At 59.4% G+C, this 21,852-nt stretch carries 19 protein-coding genes; 2 read left to right on the top strand and 17 right to left on the bottom strand.

Features of this window, described 5'->3' with window-relative positions; all coding sequences use genetic code 11:
- Positions 1-990, top strand: a complete 990-nt coding sequence (locus tag AC6H1L_RS11145) for a hypothetical protein (RefSeq protein ID WP_497597586.1) — start codon at positions 1-3, stop codon at positions 988-990.
- Positions 991-1,233: 243 nt separating this feature from the next.
- Positions 1,234-1,608, top strand: coding sequence for a hypothetical protein (locus tag AC6H1L_RS11140; protein ID WP_497597585.1), 375 nt, complete (start codon positions 1,234-1,236; stop codon positions 1,606-1,608).
- A gap of 290 nt (positions 1,609-1,898) precedes the next feature.
- Here AC6H1L_RS11140 and AC6H1L_RS11135 read toward each other — a convergent pair whose 3' ends face one another.
- The 17 genes from AC6H1L_RS11135 to AC6H1L_RS11055 form a co-directional block, all read right to left on the bottom strand.
- A complete protein-coding gene (locus tag AC6H1L_RS11135) occupies positions 1,899-2,705 on the bottom strand; it encodes a hypothetical protein (protein ID WP_497597584.1) in 807 nt (268 codons plus the stop codon).
- A gap of 275 nt (positions 2,706-2,980) precedes the next feature.
- Positions 2,981-4,465: a replication-associated recombination protein A gene (locus AC6H1L_RS11130; RefSeq protein ID WP_497597583.1), complete on the bottom strand. Its 1,485-nt coding sequence runs from the start codon at positions 4,463-4,465 to the stop codon at positions 2,981-2,983.
- Between the two features lie 243 nt (positions 4,466-4,708).
- Positions 4,709-5,629, bottom strand: coding sequence for a PfkB family carbohydrate kinase (locus tag AC6H1L_RS11125; RefSeq protein WP_497597582.1), 921 nt, complete (start codon positions 5,627-5,629; stop codon positions 4,709-4,711).
- 211 nt (positions 5,630-5,840) lie between these two features.
- Positions 5,841-6,875: an RNA-binding cell elongation regulator Jag/EloR gene (gene jag, locus AC6H1L_RS11120; protein WP_497597581.1), complete on the bottom strand. Its 1,035-nt coding sequence runs from the start codon at positions 6,873-6,875 to the stop codon at positions 5,841-5,843.
- A gap of 332 nt (positions 6,876-7,207) precedes the next feature.
- Positions 7,208-8,227, bottom strand: coding sequence for a YidC/Oxa1 family membrane protein insertase (locus AC6H1L_RS11115; protein WP_497597580.1), 1,020 nt, complete (start codon positions 8,225-8,227; stop codon positions 7,208-7,210).
- 35 nt (positions 8,228-8,262) lie between these two features.
- Positions 8,263-8,487 (bottom strand): membrane protein insertion efficiency factor YidD, encoded by a 225-nt coding sequence (gene yidD, locus AC6H1L_RS11110; protein WP_497597579.1) that lies wholly within the window; start codon positions 8,485-8,487, stop codon positions 8,263-8,265.
- Between the two features lie 2 nt (positions 8,488-8,489).
- Positions 8,490-8,888 (bottom strand): ribonuclease P protein component, encoded by a 399-nt coding sequence (gene rnpA / locus AC6H1L_RS11105; protein ID WP_497597578.1) that lies wholly within the window; start codon positions 8,886-8,888, stop codon positions 8,490-8,492.
- A gap of 174 nt (positions 8,889-9,062) precedes the next feature.
- Entirely contained in the window at positions 9,063-9,197 is a 135-nt protein-coding gene (gene rpmH / locus AC6H1L_RS11100) for a 50S ribosomal protein L34 (protein WP_069805928.1), read from the bottom strand.
- A 193-nt stretch (positions 9,198-9,390) separates the two neighbouring features.
- Complete coding sequence (locus AC6H1L_RS11095; RefSeq protein ID WP_497597577.1) at positions 9,391-10,059, bottom strand: double zinc ribbon and FHA domain-containing protein; 669 nt, start codon at positions 10,057-10,059, stop codon at positions 9,391-9,393.
- Positions 10,060-10,196: 137 nt separating this feature from the next.
- The gene (locus AC6H1L_RS11090; RefSeq protein ID WP_497597576.1) at positions 10,197-11,435 is read right to left on the bottom strand and encodes a vWA domain-containing protein; all 1,239 of its coding nucleotides are present in this window, start codon (positions 11,433-11,435) and stop codon (positions 10,197-10,199) included.
- 49 nt (positions 11,436-11,484) lie between these two features.
- Entirely contained in the window at positions 11,485-13,395 is a 1,911-nt protein-coding gene (locus AC6H1L_RS11085) for a protein phosphatase 2C domain-containing protein (protein ID WP_497597575.1), read from the bottom strand.
- Between the two features lie 114 nt (positions 13,396-13,509).
- Complete coding sequence (locus tag AC6H1L_RS11080) at positions 13,510-15,504, bottom strand: protein kinase domain-containing protein (RefSeq protein ID WP_497597574.1); 1,995 nt, start codon at positions 15,502-15,504, stop codon at positions 13,510-13,512.
- A gap of 23 nt (positions 15,505-15,527) precedes the next feature.
- The gene (locus tag AC6H1L_RS11075; protein WP_497597573.1) at positions 15,528-16,460 is read right to left on the bottom strand and encodes a protein phosphatase 2C domain-containing protein; all 933 of its coding nucleotides are present in this window, start codon (positions 16,458-16,460) and stop codon (positions 15,528-15,530) included.
- A 169-nt stretch (positions 16,461-16,629) separates the two neighbouring features.
- Positions 16,630-17,217: a hypothetical protein gene (locus AC6H1L_RS11070; protein ID WP_497597572.1), complete on the bottom strand. Its 588-nt coding sequence runs from the start codon at positions 17,215-17,217 to the stop codon at positions 16,630-16,632.
- A 694-nt stretch (positions 17,218-17,911) separates the two neighbouring features.
- Positions 17,912-18,724 carry a BON domain-containing protein gene (locus tag AC6H1L_RS11065; RefSeq protein ID WP_497597571.1) on the bottom strand — a complete coding sequence of 271 codons (813 nt, stop codon included), beginning with the start codon at positions 18,722-18,724 and terminating at the stop codon, positions 17,912-17,914.
- 322 nt (positions 18,725-19,046) lie between these two features.
- Complete coding sequence (locus AC6H1L_RS11060) at positions 19,047-19,715, bottom strand: SCO family protein (RefSeq protein WP_497597570.1); 669 nt, start codon at positions 19,713-19,715, stop codon at positions 19,047-19,049.
- Between the two features lie 10 nt (positions 19,716-19,725).
- The gene (locus AC6H1L_RS11055; RefSeq protein WP_497597569.1) at positions 19,726-21,582 is read right to left on the bottom strand and encodes a heme o synthase; all 1,857 of its coding nucleotides are present in this window, start codon (positions 21,580-21,582) and stop codon (positions 19,726-19,728) included.
- Between the last annotated feature and the right edge of the window lie 270 nt (positions 21,583-21,852).

Raw genomic sequence — 21,852 nt, 5'->3', positions numbered from 1 at the left:
ATGCCTGCTTTGCGTTCTTCCTCGCCCTATGATTACAGCGCCGGTCGGGAGCGGGCTGGCGTTGGAGGCTATCCGCTCTTCTTCGTCTATCTCAAGCCACGCAATCTGCTGCGCATCTTTTTAGGGCTGCTCATCATTGTAGCGGGACTGGTCTTCTGCGTCTGGTACAGTCGCAACGGTAGCGACCCCACACCTGATAGCCTTGTGGGCCTGATCTACGCGGTGGCGGGCACAGTCTTTCTCCTGCTGGCTGGACTGCTCTACAGCCTGCGTCGCCGCTCGCGCAAAAGCAAAAAAGTCATCGGTGGGCTACGCTCCGCCCTGGGCTGGCACATGTTCTTTGGCCTGACTGGCCTGGCATTGATCTTTTACCACTCCTTTGGCAACTTTAACCCCCGTTCCGGCACCTATGCCCTCTACGGCCTGATCGCCCTGGTGATTAGTGGCATCATCGGACGGACCCTTGACCGCATCATGCCGCGCCTTATCGCGAAGGAGGCCAGCAAAGCCCTGACCGCGGAAGGCGAAGATCGCATCGAGGCCATTTCTCAGCAGCTTCAGGCCATTGTGGAACATAACTCGCAACGCGTGCGCGGCCTGACCCCCTCGCCCGCCTCGGCCTCGTCGGCTGTCTCCTCCCTTCCAGAGCGCAGCGCCGGGCGCGGGCGCACATTGCATGGTCCCTGGGACCTGGCCTATCTGACGCTAGAGGAGACGCCCCAGGAACTCAGTCGCTATGAGCCAAGTTATCGCCTGGTACCCGATCGCAAAAGCCCGCTCAGCCGTCCCGGGGCCTTGCTGCCGGGGGCTCAAGAGCAGATGGCGGCCCTGCGGAGCATCGAACGCGCTTTGCAACGCGAGCAGTTCTATCGTTACGTCATTCGCTACTGGCGCATCTTCCATATCCTGCTTGCACTGGTAACCGCTGGCCTGGTCATCTGGCACCTGGAATACGCTGCCTCGCTGATAATTCCTACCCTTTTCCACTAGGGTAGCGGTGAGCCTGGCCAGGCCTCCGGACTGAGCTGCCTGCAGGCGGCAGAGGTTTATCTCTCTGTCCGCCTGCCTGCCTGTCTGGCTGCAAGTAGGTCCATGCCGATCAGGAAGCTGTTGAGCGGCGGGCCGCGGCAAGAGCCTGCTGTGGCTGCAGTAACCCTCTAGCCCTGTCCAGGAGTGAGCAGGTGGAAAAACCCTGCTGACCGTTCCTGCGTATTAAGTAGTGGAGGGAATGCTATGTCGAGAGAACTGCTCGTGCCCGGTAGACGCTCACGGCGGCTCTGGCCCAGGCGCCTTGATCTGCTCTTGCATCTTGGTAAAACCCTCAGATTGATCGCCTATCTGCTACGGCATAAGCAGGTCGGCCTCTGGCGCAAGCTCCTCTTTGTAGGAAGCTGTGGAATCCTCATTCTCTTGCTGCTTTTCCCCGACGCTTTAGGGGAAGTCATCAGCAGCGCAGTGCTGCCTGTCGTGGGCACAGTCCTCGGCGTGCCGCTTGACGCCGGCTTCGACTGGCTCACCCTGGTGCTTGTTCTGGGATCACTGTTGCGCATCTTTCCCACAGAAGTAGTGGAAGAAGGTTATCGCCAGATCTTTAGAAGGGAGCCATAGAGAACAAAGAGGGCAAAAGAGCTGGAGAGAGCAGAAAAACTGAGCATATTCGCCGCTGGAAGCAGCCAAGAAGAGCACAAAACAGGAAGAGAGGCAGAGCTGCGCTGCAGCCCTCAGAGGAGCACCCTGCCCATTGTACGTATGAAGCCCCGCTGTGTCTCAGATTGTTGTCGTGTCCACGTGAGCCGATCCGATCGTCGCCGTTCAACTAGGGAGGGAGCCACTGCGCTTCTCCCCGAGGCCCGTAACCATGCATAGCGACGATCGATCTGCTGGAGCTGTTCCCCCGGTCAGAGGTGGATTTTATCATTAGCATCAGACGGCCTGAACTTTGTCCCCGTGTTAATGAACACGATATTTTGATCACCAAGGTGGATGATCATATCTGGCTTGCCGTCACCGTTGACATCCTTGAATTCCAAGATCGGGGGGATTTGATCGACGTTGGAGTTGGTGCCATAAAGATAGGGGCCACCATAGGTGATGGCTTTGGCTGGGTCACCGGCCATCAGCTCAACGACGATGATGTGGCCATGCAAGTTGATGGCGATAAAGTGGCTCGGGTGCTGAGGGCTGTCGCCCCCATGACCGACAACCGCGTCGGTCTGATAGGTGCGAGGATTGCCATAGCGGATGTCATCGAGACGCTGTGTGCCCCAGGAGATCAGCCAGGAAGTAAGGACCCAGAGGGCCAGCATGACCAGCATGCCTACGCCGATAAAGAGCAGCCAGTGAATGCGACGACCTGACTCTTTCTCCCGCTCTGACAAAGTGCTTTTGTAAGGGGCTTTCGGCGAGACCGACGGCGCTGGGGCCGGCGCGGGAGTCGCACGCATGCGCGCCGTAATGGCCGGGCTGGCCGTGGTCGTCACCGGTTGCTGCGCGCTGCGCCGGTAGGTGTAGGGTACCGGCATCTGGCGCGTGGTCGGCTGCGAGCTGATGGCTCGCTGCGTTCCCGTAAAACGAGGATCGTTCAGGCGAATGGCGCTGCTACCGGGCCGCGGCGGTCGCGATGCATCTGGATCGTCTTCTGCAAGATAATCGAGCGGATCTGGTGGTACATAGCCACGGCGTGTCTGCGTGGTAGGGAGGGGCATTTCGTCTCTTCTGAGCCGGGCGGATCGCCTCGCGCTTGTGTATTGCTGCCTCTCTTCTCCAGACATTAGCTCTCCCTTTCTCGGTCAGTTTTTCCTGGGCGCTGCGCACAATGTCAATGCACGTTGCTCGATGAAAGCACCAGACGCACAAATTGCAAGCCCCAATAATTATGTAAGATAACCTGGCAGGTTGTCAAGGATAGATGTATATCAATTCAATGCAGACGTGTTTTGAAAAGAAAACGACAGTTGCCTGCTTTTTGACTATATATGTATCAGTATGAAGCATGGCTCTCTCCAGCGGTGGGCGAAGAAGCCTCATCATGGGGCAGGCTTGCAGTTGCGGAAGATGCTGGCTGATGCTGCTGACTGGCGGAGGCGCGGCGCCGCTCTAACCAGCGTTTAATACTGGCCTCATTGCCCTGTAATCCTGGCTCATAGTAATGGCGTCCCTGCAGGTTAGCCGGCAAATACTCCTGCAACGCCAGCGCTGGCGGTCGAGACGGGTCCTCGCTCTCCCCCTCAAGCTGGCGATAGTAATCGTGAGCATACTTATAATCGCGGCCATAGCCGAGCTGCTTCATCAGCTCCGTCGGAGCGTTGCGGAGCGCGAGAGGTACCGGCTCCTGGCGCTGCTGGCGCACATCATCGCGTGCTTGCCCGTAAGCGAGATAGAGGGCGTTACTTTTTGGAGCGCAAGCCAGATAGACCACGGCCTCAGCCAGGGCCAGATCGGCCTCGGGCAAGCCCACGAACTGAACCGCCTGCTGAGCGGCCACGCACAAAGGCAGAGCCAACGGGTCGGCCAGCCCCACATCTTCCGTGGCGATGCGGATCAAGCGGCGGGCGATAAACAGCGGGTCCTCGCCCGCTTCCAGCATGCGTGCCAGCCAATAGAGGCCGGCATCGGGATCGGAGCCGCGGATGGCCTTATGCAGAGCTGAGATCGTATCGTAGTGTTGATCGCCGCTTTTATCGTAGAGCAAGGCGCGCTGTTGCTGGGCCTCAGCCACAGTGGCCACAGTGATCTGTCCCTCGGTAGCGCCTGCGGCGGCCAGCTCCAACACATTGAGCGCCGTACGAGCATCGCCGTTGGCGAAGCGAGCGATCTGCTGAAGCGCCTCATCGGCGACCTCGAGACGCTGCCGTCCCAAGCCCCGCTCCTCATCCTGCAAAGCTCTGCGCAAGAGCTGGATAATTTCGGCGTCACTCAGGGGATTGAGCCTAAAGACACGGCAGCGTGAAAGCAGGGCAGCATTGACCTCAAAAGAGGGGTTCTCGGTCGTCGCTCCGATCAGCGTCAGCAGGCCCTGCTCAACATACGGCAAAATGACATCCTGCTGCGCCTTATTCAAACGATGGATCTCATCGAGAAAGAGCAGCGTGCGCTGACCTCTCAACTGGCGCAGCTTGCGGGCCTCCTCGGCGACGCGGCGCAGATCAGCCACGCCTGCGGCCACAGCGCTGAGAGAGACAAAGTGGGCGCGAGTGAGCTGGGCGATCAGGCTCGCCAGCGTCGTCTTACCGCTGCCGGGCGGCCCCCACAGAATCAGAGAGGGGACGCGATCCTCCTCCAGGCAGCGCCGTAGCAAACGCCCTTCTCCAAGCAAATGCTCCTGTCCCACAAACTCCTCAAGTGAGCGCGGGCGCAAGCGAGAAGCCAGCGGCTCAGCGCTCTCGGCCTGGCCGGCGGCGGCGTGCGCTGACGTACCCTTCTTAGCTGAAGCTGAATCCGGAAAGAGCGAAGCCTGCTCCATCATAGCGCTCTACCTGATCGGCGCTGGCGCAATCCTCCCATAAGACTGGTCTTCCCTTCATTCTATCACGCTATCCTGGTAGGAGGATAGCAAGCAAAACAGCCTCTCCCTGCCTGCGCTTTGGTCCCAGGCCTGAGACTTGCACATCCTGAAAGCGCACCTGGATATGGCCTTGCCCTGCAAAGCAGCGAGAGGAAGGCAGGGCAGCAGCCAGGACAGCGTAGAGGTGCCCGCCTCGGCGTCGGGCTAGCCGCTGGCTGGACGTCGACCCAGGGTCAGGCGTTCCTCCACTTGGGGCGGGGTAGGGATGCCGCGCGTGCCCACGGCCTCCACTGAGAACGAAGCCACACAATTCGCGAAATCGACCGCGGCGGCGGGGTCGCCGGAGCGGGCCAGATGCACCAAGAAAGCTGCTGCAAAAACATCGCCGGCTCCCGTAGGATCAACCTCACGCGCGGGATAGGCAGGAAAATGCTCGGCCTGGCCATTGCGGAAGAGAGTGGCCCCCTCGCGGCCTGCCGTTGCCACCAGCAAAGGGACCAACTGGCTCCAATGGCGCAGGATCGCCACCGCCTCGGCCCTGCTGCCATGAGCAAACGGCAGCAGATCATCATGGCTCAGGATCAAAGCGTCTAACTGAGGCAAGACCTGTTCAGCGGCCTCCCAAGGGGTAGGCCAGACTCGGCCATCAGCATCCCAGCGGCGTAACCAGCCTTGAGGAGTAGCAGCCAGAAGACGGCCTTCACCTCGCGGAAAAAAGGTCACGATCTCTGAAGCCAGCTCTTGAGCCAGAGGAGCCAGCAAGACGATCGGGGCGTCGCGCCAGGAAGGCGGAACATCCTCAGCCGTCAGAGGCTCACTGCGTGCACGCAAATACTGGATGCGAAAGCCATCCTGATAGCGATTCTCAAAGGTAGTTGTTGTCGAAGCGAGGCGCGCCGCCAGCCCAATGCCAGGCAGCAGCGAAGGCAACTGCTGACAGAGATCCGCCGCGGCACACGTCACCAGCGCGGCGGGCAGTCCGAGGCGCTCAACAGTTAAACTGGCAAAGGTTACCGTACCGCCGAGGGCGAACGAGCCATCGGGAAGCACATCGCGAGTGATATGGCCGATACTAAGGAAAGCAGGAGGCTCAGCGCGAGCGGGCTGAAGAACGGTCGCAGACATCAAAAGAATACCTCCCTGGAGCCTGAGCGGCGCAGTTCCATAGCCTGATATAGCGCCCGCTTGCAGCTAGCTGGCTGGGTGCGCGGTGACCCTCCCGCATTCGTAGGGAAGGCAGACGAGCAGCCTGCGGGCGAGCTGACAATTCCCCCATTCACAGGAGCGAAAACGGAGCCAGCCAGCCAGTCAGCCGAAGGCGAAAGCCAACCCCTGACTACGAGCGTCCGGGTCGCTTCAGAGAGATGACCACGCGGCGCGCGTCGCCCTCGCCGATGCTCTCCGTACTGATATCCTGACTATCGGCCAGAGCCAGATGCACAATGCGTCGCTCATGAGGCGGCATTGCTTCCAGCGCGATCGAGCGACGGTAATTACGCACTTGCTGCGCCACACGCAAGGCGAGCGAGCGCAGATTTTCCTCACGGCGCTGGCGGTAGTTCTCGGCATCGACAATGATGCGCATACGACGTTTCGTGCGGTGGCTCACGATAAGATTCACCAAAAGCTGAAGAGCAGAAAGAGTTTCGCCCCGGCGACCGATCAGCAGCCCCAGATTCTCATGAATGCCCTGGATATTGAGCGTAAGCGGATCGGTCGAGCGCACCTGGACGGAGGCGCGGATATTCATATAGCGCAAAATATGCTGGAGCACATCGACGGTCAGCTCAATATCCTCACGAGTGGGCTGCACTGGCTCCTGAGAGGAGGGGGAAGCAGCCGAAGGCTCGCTGGAAGAGGGAGCAACGGGAGCCGGGGCAGATGCCAAGCCGGCGGAGCCAGCGGGAGCGGAGCCAGCGGCAGAAGGGGGTACAGAAGTGACCTGTTCCCCGCTGAGCTGCTGGGAGGGAGCAGAAGATTGGGCCTGCTGAAGGAAGGAAAGCGACTGCGAGCCGTAGTGCGCCTCATCTTCTTTCCCCCTATCGGCCTCACCCTCCTCGGGGAAATCCACGAACTCCTCTTCACTCTCATAGGCGCCGTGAGAAGCGCTGGCGAAGAAATCCTCCTCCTCATCATCTTCCGCTTCGACCTGACTCAAAATAGCGTCGGCCATTTCGGGAGTAATAACCGCGCCGCGGTTGGGGCGAACCGTCACCCGGACCCTGGCCTCGCGGCTACCGAGTCCGAAGGCGCCGCGTGAAGGCTCCTGAAGGACCGTCACCTCGACCTCGTCTCGGCGCTTGCCCAAACGGAGCAGAGCCTGCTGGACAGCTTCTTCAACGCTTTTACCACTGGCCTCAATGCTTTCCACTGCTTACTTGCCTCCCTTGAAGGTATCACACAATGCAGGCAGAATGAGAAGCGAGAGCGTGAGAGAAACGGTCAGGTGGTTGCCAGCCGGGGCAGGGTACGACCTGACTGAGTAAGGCGGATCAACCAACCCAACCGGACCTTGACAGCTATAGCGGCAGCCAGCGGGAGACTGGCTGGCAAGGCCTGCTCATCGACTCTGCTGCTAATCAGCATCAGCAAGCCGGCGCAGCCTGGTCCAATCTGCTCCGGCGCGACATACAAGGCAACCTGACCTGACTGACGATAGAACCAAGCTCCTTCCTTCTAGCTAGCCAGCCAGGAACGAACGAACTAGCTAAGAGTAGGATTTCTTCTTCTGACAACGCCGCGGCGGCGAGCGGAAGCACTGCGCAAGTGGCGGCGCGAGGCGCTCGTACCGTTGTTGCGCAAAGCGCGCTCATTGGAGAGCGCCGACTCAACCTCTTGGGACTCACTGGTCTCTTCAAGAACGCGGGTCTGAGCGGCTTGCTCGCCCGGCAAATTATCTTTCTCTTTTGAGGTGCGAGAGAGAGAGAAAGGACTAGTAGGCCCAGTAACCAGGTAGTACTGGATAGCCATCAGGATGGAGCCGACGGCCCAATAGAGGGCTAGGCCAGCGGGGAAGCTCCAGGCGATGAAGAGGGTGAGCAGAGGCATGATCCAGGTCATGATCTTCATCGTCTGTTGCTGGGCAGCCAGAGCGTCGGAGGACCTGCCACCGGAAGAGGCCGTTGTAGCGAGCGAGGGAGTAGTACGCGACTGGGTCAAGTAGAGCTGGATAAAGGTTGCCAGAGCCGCCAAAATTGGCAGAATATGCGTCTCATCGGGAAGGGCCAGCGACAGATGCCAGGAGGGATTAATGAAGGTGAACCAGTCGAGGTTGACGTTAGGGAAGTGGCTAAACTTTGGCAAGAAGGGATAGATAAAGCCGTTCAGCCGCTCCAACCCCTGAGTTCCCTTCAAAGAGGCATCATCGATGACTGCCCGGAAGGCGAAGTACAGTCCATAGAGGACAGGCAACTGCAAGAGCAGGGGCAGACAACCTGAGTAAGGGTTAATATTATAGCGTCTGTACAGCTCCTGGGTTGCCGCCATCTGGGCTTGCAGATCGTCCTTGTAGCGCTCGCGAATGCGGCTCAGCTCTGGCTGCAGCTCCTGCATTGCCCTGGCCGATTTCAGCTGCTGCAGCGTCAGCGGGAAAAGAATCAGGCGGATGATGATCGTCAAGACGATGATCGACAGGCCGAAATCGCCAAAGAGGTGGTACAGCAGCATCAAGACGTTGAAGATCGGCTGCGTAAAGACAACATTGATAAAATCACTGATCCCCACGGGATTTCTCCTGCCTTCCTCGATCTTGCCTACTACTAGCCCAGGCGCTCAGGAACTGGGTCATAGAGATCTCCATGATAGAACGGGTGACAACGCGCCAGCCGTTTTAGCGTCAGCCAACCCCCGCGGATCAGCCCGAAGCGCTGAATCGCCTCGTATCCATATTGTGAGCAAGAAGGTACGAAGCGGCAAGACGGGGGTAGGATAACAGAAAAAGTGCGCTGGTAAACACGGATCAAAAACAAAGCGACGTACTTCACGGCTATCGACCTTTGTGGACACTTCTTCCTGCCGCGCGCTGTCGCCCGGACGCCTCATCGGCCAGCAGCAACCGCGCCCGGCGTAACAACACCTGTACTTCAGCCTTCAGCGTCTGCAGATCGGCCTCAAGGGCCTCGCGCCTGGGAATCAAAACGACGTCCACGCCGCGCAGCCGAGGTAGACAAGGCCGGATGGCCTCACTGAGCAGGCGTTTGATGCGATTACGTCGCGTTGCCAGCTTAAAGATGCGTCGACTGACCACGAAGCCGACACGAACCTGATCGCTCTCCGTCGGTGCCCAGGCGAGGACCAGCAGCTTGGAGGCGACGCTCCTTCCCTGCTGCCTGACCCGCTGAAAATCGCGGCTTCTACGCAGGCGCAGTTCGCGTTTTAATGCCACCGTTCTGACAGCTTTGCATCTATATCTTCACCGTCAGGTGAGAGAGAGCACCGTAAGAGACACCCCCAGGGAGCGAGCTGACGCGAGCGGGCAGAGAACCAAGCCGATGCCGTCGAGCCGAGTGGAGGCCCGGCCCGCCTATGCTGAACGCTCGCTAGCTAGCAAGGTAGTTAGCTAAACTGTCAAGCGCCAGCGACCCTTCAGGCGGCGGGCCTTCAGCACTCGCCGACCGGCGCGCGTCGCCATGCGTTTCAAAAAGCCGTGTTCCCGCTTGCGGGGAATACGCTTGGGTTGCCAGGTACGTTTCATAAACCCCTCGTTCTCCTCCACTAAAGGATGTCTTGTAGATTATAGCGGGTAGTGATCCTGGCTGTCAATGACGGGGGGAGGCATAGCTAGCTGGCCTGCTCTCTACCCAGAACCTTGGGCTGGCCGCTGCCTGCCTCCCCCTCCCTTTGCTTGCTCTGCTCCGTTCGTCCGTCTTCTCCTGGCCTGGGCGGGGCTAGGAGGTTCTGAAGCGCAGCAGCACGCGGCCCAGCTTGATTTCGTCATTATCATGCAGCGGCGTTGGCGTTTTGGGAGCCAAGCGCTGGCGATTCAAGAAGGTATAGTTCGTACTGTTCTCGTCTTCGATCATATACTGGCCATTCTGGATAAAGATGCGTGCATGCATGCGCGAGACACCTCCCTCTTCGCCGCCGTGGGGCGTGAGGTCGATGTCGGGGAAGATATTGCTGACCGCATCTTCACGGCCAATCAAGATGTTATCCTTCCCGCTGATATCGAACTCCTGATTGTCTGCCTCCACGATCAGCCGGGCGCGCAGGGGAGAGCCTGCTGCCGTGGGAGCCGCTGCGGGGGCAGGGGCCGAGCTAGCTGGCGCCGCGGGGGCCGCCGGTGCTGCGGGTGCTCCGGGAGCGCTCACTGCGGCAGGTGCCCCCAGCAAGCTCACACCACAGTTAGAGCAGAAAGCCTCGCCCTGCGGATTCTGCGCGCCACATGAGGGACAGGTTTGCATGCCTGGCTGCGCGGCCCCACTGGGAGCAACGGGGGCTACCGGCGCTGAGGCCGCCGGCGCCGCGGGGGCCACCGCGCTCAACGGCTCACCGCATTCGTCGCAAAAAGCCGAACCATCCGGGTTTTCATGACCCAGCGAACAATACACTGGCATAATTCTACTCTCCTCCTCAAATCCGGTCTTACCCCTGAAGCACGCCTTCGCCTCTGCGCACGTCGGTAGCGCAGGCGGCAGGCACCTTCAGTCAATTCTCCCGTGCCGTTCCGCTCATTCTGCTCTGGCGCGTACTGTCAGGGCAGAATATCGTCCAGGCGTTGTGTGAGCTTTCTCGTCTTGTTGCCGATCGATTTGACCTGCTCCTGAGAGATTTGTTGACCTTTGCTGATCTGCTCAAGTGCAGCCTGAGTCTCTTCATCAAGGATGCGTGTCACATTAGGCGCCAGGCGTGTTGTCACCTTTCCGGTGCGCTTATACTCATCCAGCACGCGCGTGACAAGGCGCTGAGCATTGGCCTTCTCGGCGAAGTTCATCACGCGCGCGTTCACCTGGGCCGCCAGGTTGGGATCAGTGGTGAACGTCACCTTAATATCTTCACGAATACGCTCGCCCACCAGATTGGCAATCGGCACATCATATGATAGCTCAGCCTGAGCGATACGGAAGAGGCCTGCCGGGCGCGGATCGATGAGCAGTTCGACCAGCACGGCCTGCGGCGTCTCTTTCTCCAGGTCGCCCAGCGGGATCACCACCTGGCGATCTGAGAGCACCGACTGCCCAAAATCACTGATGATCGGCAGCACCTTGACGGCCTTTTTGGGCGTGACGCCTGTTGGCAAGCGTAAAGTGAGAACGGCGTTGCGTACGGCCACGGCGACCGCGCTCTGGACCTGCTGCTGAAAGATGCTCATGGCGTCAGCGGGATTCCTGATAAACTCCGCCGGCATGCCACCACTGAGCTGGCCGATATCATCAAGCAGATTCTCGTCCCAGTCGTGCCCGATGCCCAGCGGATAGATGGCGATCCCCGCCGCCGCTGCTTCGCGGGCAAGTTGGCGGCAGCGATCCGAGTCACCATAGGTGACCCCGTCCGTCAGCAGGATCATGCGATTGACGGTGTTAGGAAAGCTATAGCGCCGCAGCTCGTTGAGGCCCTGAATCATGCCCAGCGACATGGTGGTGCCGCCGCCATCGCGAATGCGATCGATGGCGGCCTTCATCCCAACTTTGTCTTGGGCCGGCATCGAGGGGATGATTACCTGGGCCGTGTCGTCAAAGACGATCACAGAGACGTAGTCGGTCGGCTCCAGGTGGTCGATGACCATCTTGACCGCTTCTTTGACGTTGTGCAGCTTGGCCCCTTTCATAGAGCCGGAATGATCCAAAACCAGGGCAAAGTTCAGGGGCAGACGGACCTGGGCCATCATCTCGGTGGGCTTGGCCTCCAGCAGGACGTAGGCGAGCTGGCTCCCACCGGTGACCGGCATATAGTCCTTTCCTAGCTGATACGCCAGCACTACCTCACCAGGCATAGTCTATCAGCTCCTTTCATTGGTGGCAGCCTTCAGTATATCATAGTGTTCAACGTACAAAGACCACAACAGCGCTGATGTTGTCTTCTCCTCCATTTGCATTGGCTGCCTCTATCAACTGGGCACAGGCTGTTTGTGGGTCAGGGGCGGCATTGAGAATGCTTTCGATCTGTGGGTCGCGTACCATCTCCCATAGCCCGTCTGAGCAGCTGAGCAGGATGTCACCCGGGTACAGCTCCTGCTTGAAGAGATCGATCTGCACGTTGGGGCGGTCGCCCAGGCTGCGAAAGATCTGGCTGCGCTGCGGATGGGTGTAGATCTCGTCTGGTTGAATCAGCCCGCCTGCTACAAGCTGCCCCACGAGTGAGTGGTCGGTTGTGCGTTGATAGAGCTGACCACCACGGACCATGTAGGTACGGCTGTCTCCCACATTAACGATATACGAGTGACGTCCCACGATCATAAAACCGGTTAGGGTGCAGCCCATGTCCGTTTTATTTTGCTGATTGATCTGGCAGAGCTTGTTATTAGCCTCCTCTACCGCGTCTTGAAGCAAGCGTACAAGCTGGTCTTCATCCGCTGGCGTGGCCGGCTGCTGGCTCTCCTTTTCGGCGCTCAGCGGAGCGGCCAGGAGATCGTGCACAATGCGCTCGGCGATAGTATTGACGGCCACGCGACTGGCAAGCTGGCCGCTGGCGTGCCCTCCCATGCCGTCGGCAACGATGAAGAGGCCTACTGGCTGGGAGATAGATTCATGCGAGCGTTCCAGCAGAAGGATCAGCGTGCTGTCTTCATTCGGCTCGTCGCGGCGGACAATGCCGGCGTCGGAAAGGGCCGCCGCCATCAGGTGTACTCCCTCGGGGAAGGGATCGCGCTCGGCTTGCGGCTGCTCAACAGCGTAGGTACGTCCTCCTTCAATAAAGGTGTTGATGATGTTCCCTCCGGTGACCTGCGTCTCTGTGTCGGCTTGTTCGCCAGTGAATTCGTGCAGGAGGTAGGGCATGCCCAGCAGTTCGGCGCCGCAGTTAATACAGAACTCATCGCCCTCGGCGTTCTCCTGGCTGCCGCAGTTCCAGCAGCGCTGGTAGCCCTGCTGATCAGTAACCTGATAGATACGCTCGTGTTCCTCTTCTCGTACAAGCTGGTTGATCAGATAGCGCCCGGCGAGCAGCGTGCCGCTGGCCAGCGGCTCTGTGCTGGCCTCGGCTGCCGCTGGGCTTGAGGCCTCGGTCGGCTCCTGCGATGACTTCGCAGCGGCCTGGTCAACGGCGGCCTCTGGCTGAGCAGGTTGATCTGCTGCTGCTGATGATGATGAATCTTTCACCGCGCTCTCTTTCCCTTCTTTATCTTTTGCTTCTCTTGTTGATGGTGGTGCTGTCTCTGTTGATGGTAGTGAGCGATCCGCGGCGCTATCAGAAGAAGGTGTCTGCTGCACGCTCTCCAAGGGCTGGGCTGCGGGGGAAGCCATCGCCTCGTCACTGCCTTGCTGGCGAGTGTGGCCTGGGGCTATCGCTGGCTCCGCCGCCTGACCTGGGCTCTCGCCGGGTGAAGCTGCCGTCGAGGCGGCGCCCGCAGCGGTGGTCGCTGTTTCACTGGCGCCAGGCGTCAGCAGAATGGTGGGCAGATCGGCGACATCCTGGCTCTCCTGCTCTGGACTATGGTCCTGTGCTTGTTGCTGTTTCCGCTGGCGTTCGGCTTCCTCTAACTCACGCTGCCAGCGCTGGCTATGGTAGGCCATCATGCGCTCGGGGGTGAGGATCAGCGTCGGCGCCAGGCTCGGATCATCTGACTCCTGGCTGGGGGCGATGCGGTCCGCTGGGATGGCGGGAGGTTGCTGGCCTGGCTGCTCGGAGGCGGGGGCGCTTTCAGTAGTGGCTACTTCCCGCGGGAGCGACCGCCCGCAGCTTTTACAGAATTTGGCATCGTCGCGGTTGGGCGTGCTGCAAACTGGACAGATCATACCTGCTCTCCTCGCTCTCTGAGACGGATTCGGTCCTCTCTTCTCCTGGTGCTCGGCCAGGAGCGGCTGGCGACGCTTCTTCTTAGTTGCTGGTCACTGCAAGGAAACAATCAATCAAAGCTGCTTTTGCAGACGCAGAGCCTCTGCATTGTTAGGATCGCGTTGCAGTGTTTCGCGGATCATCTGTCTGGCTTCTACCTTTTTACGCATTTTCAGATAGCATGTTGCCATTGCGCTATAGATCTCGGCACGCTCTGGATCGCGTTGGCGCGCCTGTTCCAGGGCACTCAAGGCCTGGTTCCATTGGTTGGCCCGCATGTGGGCGCGGCCCAGCTCATACCAGCCATCGACGTAGGTGGGATCGCAGCGCGTGGCCTCCTGCAGGACGCGAATCGCCGAATTGTACTGGCGCGTCTCGCTGTAGAGGCGACCCAGGGTGAGCAAGATGAGAGCGTGATCGGGATTGATCTTGAGGCCTTCAAGCAGGTAGCCCTCGGCCTCACGATGGAAACCCTGTTTCATCGCCACCTGTCCCAGCTGATAATAGATGGCAGCATCCTGGGGAGCGATGCGCAGCGCCTCTTTGAAAGCGGCCTCCGCCTTGGGATAGAGGCCCAGGTCGAGATAGCACAAGCCGAGCTGAAAGTAGGCATCCAGGGCATTCTGACGGTTATTGGCTGCCTGAGCGAAGTAGTCAGCAGCATGCGTCATATTTTCATGAAAGAGCTTCTCATCTTTATCGCGTAAAGACTGCGCATATTGGCGATAAGCTCGTGCCAGGTTGTAGAGTACATCATAGGTCGGACGCCCGAGCGCCAGCGCCTGCTTAAATTCCTCGATCGCCTCGACGTAGTGCCGGTTATTGAGGTCCTGCAAACCGCGTCGATAGAAGGCCAGGGGGTCATTGCTGACCGGGGCGCCGGCAGGGACAGGTCGGGCGCGGATCGGCTGACGCACGACTCCCGCTGGCAGCGAGGCGTAGGCCTGCGCCTGCAGGCGGACGTTTGGAGGCACAGTCGTCGCTCCCTGAAACAGAGGCTGACCGTCGCGCTTACAGAATTTGGCCCCTGGACGATTCTGCAGGCCACAGCGCGGACAGATTGGCCCGGGTCCGGAGGAAGCCGGTGCCGGACTCGGGGCCGGGCCGCGCGCGGCGGGCACCACGATGGTGGCGTTGGGCGAGATTGCTGGGATCTGAATAGTCGCCGGGGCCGCCTGACCAGGCAAGCACTGCTGTAGAGCGACGCGCATAGCCTCAGCGCTCTGAAAGCGGTGCGCCGGGTCTTGCTGCATCGCCTTGATGATCACTTGCTCGATCGGGCAGATAATGCGCCCGTCCACCTGGATCGTGCGCAGCTTCGGATTCTTAGCGCGAATGCTGCCCGGAGCTGGCGTCTGCATCGGCTCCGGCTCCTGGTTGGTCAGCAAGTGATAGATCGTTGCCCCAAGCGAATAGATGTCCGAGCGGGCGTCGGTCTGCACCAAACGACCGGGGTTTTGAGGTGAGCGCTTCTGGCCCGGAGCTGTGATTGAGCCAAGGTGCTCAGGCGAGGCATACGAGATGGTGCCCAGATTCTCCGTATTCGTGCGCTTGTTCGGATTGAAGCGACGCGCGATTCCAAAGTCGATGAGCTGGACATCGCCCTCCGGCGTAATCATAATGTTGCCAGGCTTGAGGTCGCGGAGAATGATCGGTGGATTGCGTGAGTGGATATAGCTCAGGGCCTCGCAGACCTTCATCATCCAGCGAATGACCTGTTCCTCATCGAGTGGCCCCTTGTTCTCTTCCAGGATCTTATCGAGGCTTTTGCCTGGGACGAATTCCATCACGAAGTAGTAGTTGCCCCGCTCCTGGAAGCTGACGATCAGCGAGGGAATATTGGGGTGTTTGAGATTGAACATCAAATCAATCTCTTTATTGAAGCGCTCGATGGCGGCCTTGCGCTCCTCCTCTGGCATTCCCGGGTTGATGAGCAGCTCCTTGACGGCGCGATAAAAGCCGGGGCGGTCAACCTGCTCGACTTTGTAGACGGTGCCCATCCCGCCTTCACCGAGCACTTCAACAACGCGGAATTTACCATCGAGAATTGTGCCGATCGGGAGAGCCATAGCGCTTTCTTCCTCAACCGCCTTCAGGCCGCCTCGACGCGTACCACAAGGGCCGTAATGTTATCCTCGCCCCCGTGGGCGTTGGCCAGAGCGATCAACTGATCGCAGATGTCCTGAAGGGACTTCTGTTCGCTTAAGGTTTTGCAAATCTCATCATCGCGGACCATTTCCCACAGTCCATCACTGCACAACAGCAACATATCGCCGGGCTGCAGGCGTTCCTGAAAGACATCGACCTCAACCTGCCGGCGACCTGCCCCCAGCGAGCGGTAGATGAGATTACGCTGAGGGTGGGTATAGATCTCTTCTGGTGCAATCTGATGAGCTTCGACCAGCTTAGCCACCAGTGAATGATCGCGGGTCAGAGGCTTGAGCTGGCCATGACGCAGCAGGTAGGTTCGGCTGTCGCCGACGTTGGCAATATAGGCGATGCCCTGGTAGACCAGGGTTGCTGTGACAGTACAGCCCAGACCCCGCGCCTCTTTTCGCTGCTCGCCGTGGTGAATGATAGCGCTGTTGGCCTGCCTGATGGCGTTGACAAGACGCTCTTCGACAGAGCGCAACAACGGCGTTTCAGGCAGCTTGACCGTCAGCCGCGCCTGCTGCTCCGGCGCCCGCTGGCGTGGAGAAGGGGCAGCTTCACGCCTGCCCCCCGTCTCGGCGGTCTCATCGGCTGGGGGAGCAAGTTTGACGGTCGGCTGCTCTTCCAGAGGGGGGGCGAGTTGGATAGTTGGCTGCTCGCTCAGCGGCTGGAAAAAGCTGTCGAGTGCCTGACTAATGGTTTCTACCGCCAGGCGGCTAGCGACCTCTCCAGCGCGGTAGCCGCCCATGCCATCGGCGACAATGAAGAGGGCTACGTCCCCCTCCGGGCTAATCCGCCGATAGGCGCAGTCTTCGTTCTGTTCACGTTGCCGACCAACATCGGTCTTATCCGCGGCAAGCAGTTTCAGTGGCATGATCGAGTACCTCATGAAGGTGGGCTTTTCTGCCTGTATTTCATTCTTTGTTTGCTATAGCATAATGTATGTTCAGAGAGAGATGAAAGAAGCAAACCACCTCTGCCCACTTCATTTAAGAAGGGTTCAGAAAACTCTTATTACTGTATCATCTAGCCTTGACACTAGTCTATACGTGGCATGGGTGTGAAGGTTGTAGCCGGGAGGAGAGCAGGTACGCAGATGACTGCTGGCCTAGTGTCCACCGGAGGAGAGCAGCCAGCACGATAGCCAGGCCAAGGCCAGCGATCACTAGCTGGACCATCAAGCCAATGCTGATCAGAAGCAAACCGACAGCCGTCACCAGTGGGCAAAGACTCGGCTGGGAGGCCACGGCCTCGGTATCTGCAGCATAGCGAGCTGAGAGCTGTTCTTCGACTAAGGCAAGCAAGGCGCGCGCGTCGAAAGGTTTGCGTACATAAAATGTACGTTCATCCAAGGCCAGGGCTGGCGTTTCCCAAGACAGGACAATGATAGCCGCCTCTCTCAGTCGCGCCTGAGCGCAGAGAGCTTGCAGCAAAGAACCATCCTGCCGGCGGTCCGTATCGATATCGACAATCAGGAGCGCCGGTCGGCATTCAGCTAGCCGAGAGGGCCAGCTCTGGGGATCGGTAGCCACAACCGCAATCTCCCTTTGTTGCAGACCCAAAGCAATCAGACGCCGCAGAGGGGTCTCCGCCTCAATGACAAGCACGGTTCGACTAGACAGATCTGCCATGGCTCTCCGGTCTCCTGCTCAGCGGCTGATCATGCGCGGAGGCTGACTGTTTCCCTACTGGGGAGCACGCTCTTTGTCCTCCTCTATGTATTTATGTATGCTGCTCATCTCATGCTGCTCTCTCCTCTGTCTCACTAGAGCGATTGCTGTCACGGATAGAGCAGGGCGTGGCCTCTGTTGAGAGCCTGTCACTCAGTGCAACCTGAGCAGTGTCAGCAAAGGCCGGCCTGGCTGGCTGGGTGGGTGAGAGCCATTCCTCTCCTAAAAAGGATACGTTTTGCAGCGGTGAGCGGTTACAAGATGCTGATTGAGGCAGAACAGCCCTTCTGAGAAGCAGGGGAGTACTTCCTGCGACTAGGGCTGGCTCCAAATGCAGGCATCAGGTGGAAGGTGCGGTGGCTCGCTGACCAGCGAGCCACCAGAGGTCTGGACAGACCTGGCAGCCCTTTAGAGCAGCAAACGAGGCGAGCACAAGCCACGCTTCTGCCCGCCTCTCCATAGCTGTCGCTCAAGAGGAACCTGTGAGCCGAGCCGGTGGGCTGACTGGCAGCCCAACCAAGCACAAGAAGATATCCTCTTCACACCGCAGTAGTAGTAAGCGCCGCTCTTCTGGAGCGAGACCACCCCTACTCTCTCGGGCCTTGCGCTGGTTGCCTGGCGCTGCGATCAGGTCAGCAAGCAAGCAAGGAGGCGTCTAGCCTTTACCGACCTTTCCCTTGGTGCGGCCCAGCTCGCCCGGAATATCCTCATTCAGGCCGATATGGTTCACCACCACACGCACGCCTGGGATCTGGATCAGCTCATCTTCTAGGAGATACTTCATCTGGCGAGTAGGCACCTCGCCATAGAGATGGAGCACATAGTTTTCGACAAGGACGCGCAGGTCTTGAGCGCCCTCCAGCTTACCAGCCTCTTGTAGCTTAGCAATGCGGCGGTTCGCCTCGTTGAGGATGGCATCCTCAGCGATAATGAAGTTGCGCACATCAATCACATGAGGCAACTTGCGGATCTCATCCTCAATAGCCTGCTTCTGGGCCTCCAGCTCCACCTTGCCGTAGAGCGCCAGGACCACGCCCTCCTGCTCTACTTCAACGTTCACGGGGTGGGCGCTCCAGGCCAGATCACCGCGCACCACCAGGCGATCGACGATCTCCTGCGCCTGCTCGCGTACCGCCTCAGCCAATGGACTGACCTCGCCCTCGGCGACGCTGGCGCCAAAGCCTGCATAGGCCTCGGCATGAGCATGAGCCTGCGGATCTTCCAATCCCCAACCAACGATACCGATCAGGGTGCCCAGCGCGCCGAGTAAGGCCACCACCGGCGTCTGATCGATGATCAGCAGGCCGATGAAAGTCACAAAGATGGCCACACTGGCGACCAGCGGCCAGTAGCTAGGAATAGGCAGGTGATGCTCTCCTGCGCCCTCGTGCTCCTCCTCGTAGGCCGGGAGGAGCGTTGCGGTCAGGTCACCTGTTGCGAGATTGATGCCTTGCAGGTGAGTTTCCATACGTATCGCATCTCCGCGGAAGCTTTACTATTGCAGAAAAAATAGCGTACAAGCGCTAGCAGATTGCAAGAGTTCCCTCTTTTTTAAGGATAGCAGCAGAGGGACATTCTTGCAAGCCGAGCGGCGTACCGCCAGGCTGTCACGCCGGAGCGGCTCCCTCTGTTGCCCTTCTCCCCACCGCTGCCTTCCCTCAGCGCAGCAGGCGCTGGTTGTCAGTCATCTCATCCTCCAGGTACCCCAAAGGCAGCTTAAAACGCGCCTCGCTCTTGTCTGCGCTCCCTTTGCCTGTATGGGAAAGGCGCCAGGAGTGCAAAGGGAGGCGCTACTCTTCCTTGAGCAGCAGTTGCAGATCGCCTGTCAGCTGCGAAGGGATAAAATCATCGCCCAGGAGCACGCGCTCACGGCCCTGTTTATCCAGAACGTAGAGTACAGCGGTGTGGGCCACTGAGCCAGTACTGCTGTTGGCGGTGGCCGCTTCGGCATCGATGCTATAAGCGCGCCAGATGGGCGAGAGGGCCGCGCGTGAACCAATCAGGAAATGCCAATAAGTTGTCATCTTATGGGCATTCGAAAAAGCCAGAGCGGAGGCCTGCGTATCACCTACTGGGTCGACGCTGATCGCCAGCACGGCCACCCGCTGAGCATCGTCGCCGAGCTGCTGCATGACAGTATGCAGCTTATCAGCGGTCAAAGGGCAAACCGTTGGGCAATGAGTGTAGAGAAAAGTAATCACCACCGGTTTCCCCTTAAACTCTGCCAGCGAGACAGAGCGACCGAACTGATCGGTTAACCGAAAACTGGGAGCTGGCCGGCCATCGAGCAGAGTCCCCTGCAGTCCCGAGCTACTGGCGGTAGGTTGGCCAGCGGCTTGCCCGCTGGCGCTTCCTCCCTGACCAGCTCGCCAATTCAAGATGGCCACCACCAGGACCACCAGCAGCGCCATTGTCAGCACCGAAAGGCGCGATGCCAGACGCCAATTCAGCCACCTCACAGCTCTGCTCCTAATGGAAAATGATGCGATCCAGCACCATTGCGGCGAAGATCATCGCCAGGTAGCAATTAGAATACCAGAACAACGTACGGGCCCAGCGCCGTGAGTGCTTGTCCCAGAGCAGGCGCAGGGCCATATAGACCAGGATGCCGCCCAGCACCAGGGCCGCCGCCAGGTAGAGATAGCTCATCGCTCGCATCGCGAAGAGCACCAGTGTTACGGCCAGGAGCAGGAGCGAATAGAGGAAAATCTGCTTGCGCGTTTCCTGCTCGCCGAAGAGGACGGGCAACATCGGCACACGGGCTTTCTCGTAGTCCTTCTCAATCAAGAGAGAGAGAGCCCAGAAGTGGGGCGGCGTCCAGTAGAAGATGATGGCAAAGAGCCAGATAGCTGGCAGCGAAATTGTCCCCGTGACCGCTGCCCAGCCGACAAGCACAGGCACTGCGCCGGCGGCGCCCCCGATGACGATATTCTGAGCGGTGGTGCGCTTCAGCCACATAGTATAGACGCCAACGTAGAAGAGGATGGCGCCACAGGCCAGCACAGCACTTAACAGGTTGACGAAGAGCGCCAGAATCAGGAAGGAGGCCACACCCAGCGCGATCCCAAAAATCAGAGCCTGGCGCGGTTGCACACGCCCGGCGGGCAGGGAGCGCCGTGATGTTCGCGACATAATGCTATCGATATCGCGATCGTAGTAGCAGTTAATAGCATTAGCGCTGCCCGCCGCCAATGCCCCGCCCAACAAGGTTGCCACTGTCAGGCCCAGGGGGGGCAAGCCCTGATAGGCGATGGCCATCGCCGCCGCGGTTGTTCCCAAGAGGAGCACCGTTACGTGAGGCTTCATCAAATCGATGTAGCCGGAGATCGTCTGGCGCAGTGGGCTAACGCTCTCGCGCGCAGCGGCCTCTGCGGCCTCCATTCGCTCCAGCTCTGCACCCTGCGGGGCGGCACGCAATTGGCGTGCGGCCAGAGCAGCCAGCAGGACCAGCAAGCCCCAGACGGCGCTGGCGACGGCCAGATGAAGGCCGCGCATAAAGGTGGCGGCATCCTGATTGGAGATGCTACCGAAATGCAGCGAGCCGCTACCGAGCAAGGGGATAGTCCCGCCGATCAGCGACTGCAAGACAAAGAGAAGGGCGGCAGCCAGGGCTACACGGGCCTGGCCAGGGGCCACGCGGCGCCGGCGCCAGGCGCTATAGAGGGTCCAGGCTACCACCAGCCCCACGATCGTCGCAATCAAACGATGGAGCGTATTAATATCCCCCAGGCGGGCCATGCCGGGCAGAGTTTGGCCACAGAGCGGCCAACCCGTACAGGCGAAAGTAGCGCCGCTGCCAACCACATAGGAACCGCTCAGCATCAGCCCATAGACCAGCAGCGCCGTGGTCACCGCCAGGCGCAGGAAACGACGTGTCTGGGCAGGATGCTCCTGGCTGGGCGACGCTTGACCCGCCATCACCGCAATCGTAATCACCGTGGCGAAGATCGCCAGGGCCGTAGCCAGATGGGCGGTAATAATCTCTGGGGGCAGCTTCCAAAGCACCGTCAGGCCCCCCAGCACGATCTGCACTACTAGCAACACGGGAGCGATTAAAGCAGGCACAAGGACCTGTCGCTCCTTGCGTGCCCAGAGCAAGGCACAGATGGCCAGAGCGATAATCAAGACACTGACGATTGAAGCCGTATAGCGATGCGACTCCTCAAGCAAGGTGCGAATATCGGGGAAGACAAAGGGCCGGCCATAGCAGAGCGGCCAGTCAGGGCAGCTCAAGCCGGCATCGTTAACACGCACCGTTCCCCCCAGGGCCACCAGAAAATATGTGAAACCAACCGCGACCCATGCGATACGGCGTATAATCTTCATAACAGCTACAGGCTCCCGATTAAGAGTCTCTACAGGTAAATAATAGCCCGCTCTGTCCAGCTTAGAACACTGAGAGTATTGTCAGCCCTGAACCTGATACTATCCTTACAGGCAGGAAGGCACACCTTACAGTTACCTGAATGCTGTTGTCGCCATCGTCTTCCCTTGCTATAGTATCTACGGTGCGCTGGCATGCTAGAGGCTAGGGATGGGATGGCAGCGAGCGAGCGAGCCGCTAAGCAGCCGCTTAACCATCCACTCCACTCGCGA

Source organism: Thermogemmatispora argillosa, assembly GCF_059696725.1.
This window is presented reverse-complemented; position numbering and strand designations above follow the sequence as displayed.

Bases quoted from the DNA above. Each gene is read 5' to 3' on its own strand.
- AC6H1L_RS11075 (WP_497597573.1), bottom strand. From the start codon at position 16,460: ATGCCACTGAAACTGCTTGCCGCGGATAAGACCGATGTTGGTCGGCAA.
- AC6H1L_RS11095 (WP_497597577.1), bottom strand. From the start codon at position 10,059: ATGCCAGTGTATTGTTCGCTGGGTCATGAAAACCCGGATGGTTCGGCT.
- AC6H1L_RS11080 (WP_497597574.1), bottom strand. From the start codon at position 15,504: ATGGCTCTCCCGATCGGCACAATTCTCGATGGTAAATTCCGCGTTGTT.
- rpmH (WP_069805928.1), bottom strand. From the start codon at position 9,197: ATGAAACGTACCTGGCAACCCAAGCGTATTCCCCGCAAGCGGGAACAC.
- AC6H1L_RS11135 (WP_497597584.1), bottom strand. From the start codon at position 2,705: ATGCCCCTCCCTACCACGCAGACACGCCGTGGCTATGTACCACCAGAT.
- AC6H1L_RS11070 (WP_497597572.1), bottom strand. From the start codon at position 17,217: ATGGCAGATCTGTCTAGTCGAACCGTGCTTGTCATTGAGGCGGAGACC.
- AC6H1L_RS11090 (WP_497597576.1), bottom strand. From the start codon at position 11,435: ATGCCTGGTGAGGTAGTGCTGGCGTATCAGCTAGGAAAGGACTATATG.
- AC6H1L_RS11085 (WP_497597575.1), bottom strand. From the start codon at position 13,395: ATGATCTGTCCAGTTTGCAGCACGCCCAACCGCGACGATGCCAAATTC.
- AC6H1L_RS11125 (WP_497597582.1), bottom strand. From the start codon at position 5,629: ATGTCTGCGACCGTTCTTCAGCCCGCTCGCGCTGAGCCTCCTGCTTTC.
- AC6H1L_RS11145 (WP_497597586.1), top strand. From the start codon at position 1: ATGCCTGCTTTGCGTTCTTCCTCGCCCTATGATTACAGCGCCGGTCGG.
- AC6H1L_RS11130 (WP_497597583.1), bottom strand. From the start codon at position 4,465: ATGATGGAGCAGGCTTCGCTCTTTCCGGATTCAGCTTCAGCTAAGAAG.
- AC6H1L_RS11065 (WP_497597571.1), bottom strand. From the start codon at position 18,724: ATGGAAACTCACCTGCAAGGCATCAATCTCGCAACAGGTGACCTGACC.
- AC6H1L_RS11055 (WP_497597569.1), bottom strand. From the start codon at position 21,582: ATGAAGATTATACGCCGTATCGCATGGGTCGCGGTTGGTTTCACATAT.
- AC6H1L_RS11140 (WP_497597585.1), top strand. From the start codon at position 1,234: ATGTCGAGAGAACTGCTCGTGCCCGGTAGACGCTCACGGCGGCTCTGG.